The organism is Enterococcus villorum (genome assembly GCF_007990225.1).
GTDB classification, from domain to species: domain Bacteria; phylum Bacillota; class Bacilli; order Lactobacillales; family Enterococcaceae; genus Enterococcus_B; species Enterococcus_B villorum.
In genome coordinates this window covers 1-6,570 of sequence record NZ_BJWF01000063.1, presented here as the reverse complement: position 1 = coordinate 6,570, position 6,570 = coordinate 1, and the positions used below count along the sequence as shown (strand labels likewise).

At 30.3% G+C, this 6,570-nt stretch carries 5 protein-coding genes; 4 read left to right on the top strand and 1 reads right to left on the bottom strand.

The features are described from left to right. From EVI01_RS13790 to EVI01_RS13010, 3 genes are all read left to right on the top strand, one after another. Positions 1 to 1,934 (top strand): immunoglobulin-like domain-containing protein (locus tag EVI01_RS13790; protein WP_222593955.1); only part of this gene is annotated, 1,934 nt, incomplete at its 5' end. A 47-nt stretch (positions 1,935 to 1,981) separates the two neighbouring features. Beyond that, complete coding sequence (locus tag EVI01_RS13015) at positions 1,982 to 2,188, top strand: hypothetical protein (RefSeq protein ID WP_010750452.1); 207 nt, start codon at positions 1,982 to 1,984, stop codon at positions 2,186 to 2,188. Positions 2,189 to 2,426: 238 nt separating this feature from the next. Beyond that, positions 2,427 to 3,842: a helix-turn-helix domain-containing protein gene (locus EVI01_RS13010; protein WP_186808781.1), complete on the top strand. Its 1,416-nt coding sequence runs from the start codon at positions 2,427 to 2,429 to the stop codon at positions 3,840 to 3,842. Between the two features lie 156 nt (positions 3,843 to 3,998). Here the strand turns inward: EVI01_RS13010 and EVI01_RS13005 are convergent, their stop codons facing one another. Beyond that, positions 3,999 to 5,441: a helix-turn-helix domain-containing protein gene (locus EVI01_RS13005; protein WP_010750454.1), complete on the bottom strand. Its 1,443-nt coding sequence runs from the start codon at positions 5,439 to 5,441 to the stop codon at positions 3,999 to 4,001. A 777-nt stretch (positions 5,442 to 6,218) separates the two neighbouring features. Between EVI01_RS13005 and EVI01_RS13000 the strand changes: the two genes are divergently transcribed. Continuing rightward, a partial coding sequence (locus EVI01_RS13000; RefSeq protein ID WP_146811726.1) for a hypothetical protein occupies positions 6,219 to 6,570 on the top strand: 352 nt, incomplete at its 3' end.

Genomic DNA, 6,570 nt, shown 5'->3' with positions numbered 1-6,570 from the left:
CTTATTTGGTCCAAGATGGATTATTAGTTGACCAAACGGTTGCTTATACAACAGCTAATACAGCAGTTAATAATCTTTTTGAGGGTGAAGAACCAAAAGAAAGCAATACCCAAGAGCAAATCAATGAAGCCAAAGAAAAAGTCAATGCGTTACTTGATTCAAGCTTGAAACAACAATTATTAGCTAAAATTGAATATGCACAAGAAAAATTAAAAGAACATGCAGCTATTACAGCAGTCAATAATCTCTTTGAAGGTGAAGAACCAAAAGACACAAATACCCAAGAGCAAATTGATGCTGCACGAGAAAAAGTCAATGTGTTACCTGAATCTTCCTTGAAACAACAATTATTAGCTAAAATTGAACAAGCACAAGAAAAATTAGATTCATTCATAGGAACGGTAACTGCTCAAGATTACCGTCTTGGGGGAACAGATAACTACGTTCGTGGAACAGTTACAGGAAACGTAGAATATCTAAGATTAGAGGTAAATGGTACCCTTTATGCGAAATCAACCGTCAAAGATTCAGATTATGCTTATTATGCTTTAGATAAAGTTAAAAAAGCAAATGACCAAGTCTATATTGTAGCTTATAATCCTGCAGACAAAGAAATAGCGCGTCAACAAGTTAATATTATTGCTGCTCAAGGTGAATTAACTGTTCAACCATATGTATTAAATGGAACAGATCGTTACATTCGCGGAACGGTTTCAGGTGAAATTGATCATATTCGCTTACGCGTGAATGATCAATTATATGCAAAATCAACGATTAAAGGGAATACCTTCCAATACTTTGCATCAGATAAAATTAATAGTGCGACAGATAAAGTCGAATTAGTTGCTTATGATCGATTAGGAAATATCATTACTGAACAATCTGTAGTGATCAATGAAATTACGACGACGTTATCTGTGAATAAGTTTGTTCTTGGTGGCAGTGATCGCTATATTCGTGGAACTTATACTGGTAATATCAGTTATCTAAGATTAGAAGTTAACGGTACTCTTTATGCGAAAGCTGGCGTAAAAGGAAGTCCATTCCAATACTACGCAGTGGATAAAATCAAAAATGTCAATGATCAAGTTACATTAATTGCTTATAATGAAAATGACCAAGAAGTGACACGACAAACGGTGACATTAGAGCAAACAGTGACTGGTACAGTGACACCATTAGCCTATATTTTAGGTGGAACAGATCGTTATGTTCGCGGAACTTATACTGGAAGCGTGGATCACTTGCGCTTAGAAGTCAATGGCAAACTATATGCAAAATCAACCGTTACAGGCAATACTTTCCAATATTATGCGGTAGATAAAATTACAAAAGCATCTGATAACGTAAACATTATCGCTTATGATGCCAATGGTATTGAATTAGCGAAAGAAAAAGTAACAATCAAAGAAACACAACCAATCACATTAACCACACAGAAATACACGATTGGTGGAGCGGATAAATATATAAGAGGAACCTATAAAGGGCTGGTTGATCACTTCCGTTTAGAAGTCAATGGTCAATTGCATGCGAAATCAACAGCTAAAGGTAGCCCATACCAATATTATGCCGTAGATAAAATTACTAATAAAAATGATCAAGTCTACATGATTGCTTATGATGCGAATGGAAAAGAGTTAGCAAAAGAAAAAGTAACATTAGAAACAGTCAACCAAGGTAGTATCACTGTAGACCCATATGTAATTAATGGTGGAGATAATTACTTACATGGTGAATACACAGGAGAGATTAACCATCTTCGTCTTGAAGTCGGTGGGAAACTTTATGCGAAAGCCACCGTTAAAAGCAGCCCATTCCGTTATTATGCAGTGGATAAAATCAAAAATACTTCAGATCAAGTTTACATTATTGGCTATGACAGTGATGGTGTAGAATTAGATAGACAATTAGTCGAAGTTAAAAACAAGTAATAAAAAAAACTCTGATTAAAAGAAGTATGTTCATTGGAGGAATAGCAGTGAAAGTAATTGAAAGAGAACGACAAATTTTAAGTATTATGAAGAAAAAAAAACTCTCAGAAATCCCTTACACTGTATGTATCAAAGGACTTTCTGAAAATGAAATCTTAAAATTTCAGGGTGAAATCAAATCTTTTAAATATTTATCTCGTTTTTATAAACGTGAAGGAGATCGAGTTTGTCTTCTTTTTAAAGTAAGTAAGTAAAGTTAACTATATAAGTAAAAAGAAAAGCTAGCCAAACAATCAAGTTTGGCTAGCTTTTTCTATGGTTTATAGTTAACTTTACATTCCTATATTTGTAACGGAAAAAAAGGAATGTGTTCTTATGGGAAAAAACTTGCTTACTACTCTTATTCATTATCATTTAAGAAGGTTATGGTGACGCACTTAAATAGTATAAAAAATAGTTCTTTGTTAAAATGAAAGAGAGGGGGAGATGGCTATGTTTTTTTTGCTAGAAAAAAAAAATGAAAATAAATTAGCTCTTTTTAGAGCCATTCTTTTTAAAGGAGCATGGGAAAACATTACTTTAACTCAGTTACAAGGGCAATTAAGTATAAGTCAAGTATCAATTAGGCATTTAATCAAGGAGATTAATGATGAACTGAAATCAAAAGTATCTATTGAAATAAAAAATAATGAGGTTTTTTTAAAAAAAAATGAATTGGTTGTGGAACAAATCATTCATTTCTATTCGATTAATGATAATGGCTACAAAATATTAGAAGTTTTATTTATGAAACCCAAAGTATACACGGTAGAATCGTTGGCACAACATCTTTATATTAGTACTTCTCATTTATACAAGGTCATAAAAAAATTTAATGACCAATTAATGCCTTATAATATCTTCATTTCAATAAAAAATGGGATCTATTTAAATGGTCCAGAACAACTAATAAAAAATTTATTTTATGAATTTCTTTCCTTATCCAATCGTTCCTATGAACAATTAACCTTTTCTCCAAGTGAGAGCGCGTTAAATCGCCAAGTACACATTATTTTTGCAGAATATGGTATTCTTACGGATTATGCTACTGTCACTTTATTTAGTCACTGGATTGTCACATGTTTGAATTTTAAATACCTTTTAAATAAAAAAAGTATCGTCATAACTGATGAAAAAATGAGTGAGAATTTTCCATTCCATATCGAAGAAGAATTTTTCGTCATTGGAGAATCGGTACTAAAAAGTTTTGGTATGCAAAAAATTACTAAAAAAGAAGTAATGGGGTTATATCTTGGATTGGCTAGCTTAGCGTTAAGTTTTGCCACAAAGCAAGAAGCAGAAGACTTTCGAAGAAACTTTATAAAGAAATCGGCAGTAAAGAAAAAAGTAGAAAACCTGTATCCATTATTACTAGATATGATTGACAATCAACGTGAATTAAAAAAAATGACTGTCTCATTAGAATTTTTTATTGAATTTATTTTAACTTATACGGACTATTTTTTGATTACATGGAAAAATTATTTAGATTTGTATCACTTTGTGTATAAAAGTTCAAATATAAATTACGAGACTATCAAAAAATTATGCGCTGAACACTTAGAAATAGATCATGCAATCAAACAAGAAGTTTATGTGCAATTGTTTTGTTTGATGATTGATTTTTATAATCAAAACACTGGGACAAAAATAAACAATAAGAAATTTATTTATAAATCTATTTTAGGGTTAAAAACGGAAACCTTAATGGCGAATAAACTAATGTCATTATTTGAAGACCCATTGGATGAATCTTCCTTAAATACGGACTATGTTTATATCGTAGATGATATACGGTTGATGAAAGATGCGACAAAGAAATATATGTTATTAACTGATTTTGTTGATTACATCAATCGGTTGTTCTAAATGGAAGATAAAATAAGAGAATAGAATGAATCGTAGAATCCAGAACTGTCAGCCTTTCTGGATTCTATTTTTTATTCAATCATTTAATTTGCTAAAAAGTGATTCATAAGGTGAAGGGAATAGTGATTTTTACTTATTAATTAAAACTGATAAAGATCATACTTGTTGGCAAATCAAATGAGTAATGGCTACATCTAACTCCTGCCAGTTTTTAGAAGTGTTAGGACTTTCCCAAGCTAAAAAAGTAAATGTTTTTTTTACGTTTTTTTTATAAAAATTTTTAATTTCTGGATAATCAGAGATAATAATATCCGGCTTAAATGTAGCGATCATATGTGAATGTTGTATCTGCACAAATTCTTTATATTTTGAGCGAATCAATTTGCCAATATCTTTTTCAATGGTTAGACCAAATTTACTATGAATATTAACAATAATCGGATTGATTGCGGATTCAGTTAAAGAACAGCACAAACGATGCATAATAATCTTTGCTAAAATTTCGATCTGATAAGGTGATAGACCATATGTCAGTTGTATATTAACTTCAGTTATTTTTTCCATCACTAATTCTAAAGGTAAAAAAGGAGGTGCAGGAGGAAATTCATATTTCTCTCCTTGAATAGTAATAAGAACTTCTGCAATAGGTAAAATATATAATGTATCGATAATATAGAGCATAAGTTCTTTTTTGTCAGTATCTATATCTTGAATATTTAATAACGAACATGTGAAAGAATAACTATTTTTTAATTGATCTTTGTATTTGATAAGAGCAGCTTCTGCTAATTGGTTATTTGTATAATACGGGAAAGGATAAATATACCAAATTAATGTTCTGGCTAATAATTCATCTTCACTGAGAAGACAATGTTCTTTTGCAGATGTTTTTAATTCTTGACGGATGAACTGTTGAACTGGGTTAATCATTGAAAGAGAAAAATTCGTTAGTTTGATCGGACTTTGTCTATATCGTCGAGTACAGATTGTCAACCAAATGGCATACAATTTTTCTAAATAGAAAGAAAAATTTACGTCAAAGGTGTGTTCAATTTTTTTTAACCATTTTAATTCATTGTTCAAATCTTCACTGTGAATGCTAAAATCTTCAGGATTACCAGAAAATTTAATTAGAGAATAATACAAACATCTTATTTTTAATTCATCTCCAACTAAGGATAAGGAGTTTAAATCAATCGTGATTCCATCAGGAAGCATGTTTTGTAATTTAGTTATTTTTTTATAAAAATGTGAATGACTAATATAGAGCTGTTGACAAATAATCACAGAGCTTGGTTTGTTTGTACGAAAGGTGATTGCTAAAAATTTATATAGAAATCCTTCAGTTAAATATTTTTTATAAACTGTATCATAATCTTCATTTAATGGTTTTTTCAAATAAACTTTTCTATCTTTTATTGTAAAATCCCATTTACTTTCGGTAATCTCTTTTAAAACAGACAGATCATTTTTGATTGTCGTAATTACGACATCATTTTCTTCCGCTAGTTGTATAAGTGAAATCGGTTCAGTTGAACGCAAAATTTTCTTTAAAATCGTTAACTGCCTTAAGGCAGAGGTTTCCATTATAAACTGCATATAAAATCCCCCATTCAAAATACATAAGAAATTTTATCTAGCCAGTGATGTATTTTATATTAATTATTTTTTTAGAATGAAAGATAAAAATAATCATTTTTTATTTTCTAGTATACAGTGTGAAAGGAAAAAGGAAGAATAATTATATTCAGTAAAAATTTTTTATCGTCAAAAGAAAAATAATTGTAGATCATTGTGGCGTTAGAAATATTTAACCATATGTACAAGTAAATAGCTTTTTCTACTATCAATTGTTATTGTTCTCTCATTTCTTAATGATTTGTAGAAATCTCTCTATTTTTTGCTGGTTTATGCTAGCTAGCATCCGTTTTGTTTAATTGAACTTATTGTCTTCTGTTGAATGAAGAATTTTTATTTACAAATTTCCATTTCTCCTAGTGGTCTTCATTTTTTCATTGCTAGATAGCAAGAAACTACTGATCGTTCTGAGATAGATTAATCGATCGAAAGACATTTTTATTGCTAAAACTATTTCATCCGTCTATAGAAATGTATTTTTTTATCTTTTTTGTTTGCTGCAAATGAATTTGGTTAAAAGTCATTAACAAGATAATTATTTATAGTAAGAAAAAAATCCATAGTAAGAAAAAAATCCATAGTGAATAAAGACGAATAATTAATGGTTGTGATTATCATTGATTTGTAAAAAATGAAAATTTATCATAAAACTTTTTCCTCTTTTTTCTTTAAAATGCGGGCATAAATTCTTTTTCCATATTGACAAAAGAATTTGTAAATTATTAGGAGGTTCAAATAATGGAAACTATGAAGAAAAAAAAGAAAGGGAAAAATTATGTGAGAAAGGTTGTTTCAGCTTCAACAGCAGGACTGATTTTATTTTCAACAGTGTCTAGTCCAGTACTATCTTATGCTGAAACAATTCTTGGAGAGAAAAAAGCAGCATCAACTCAAGAAGCAAATGCTGGACTAAAAGAATCACTTACTTCAGAGCTAGAAAAAACAACAAGTAAAACAGAAGAAAAAACGAAAACCTCTGAAGAAAATGCTACAGTAGGAACCACAGAAGGAACCACAGAAGAAAGCGCAAAGGTAACTGAAGCCAATGAGGCAATAACCGCTGTACGAAATCTTTACGAAGACGAAGCCC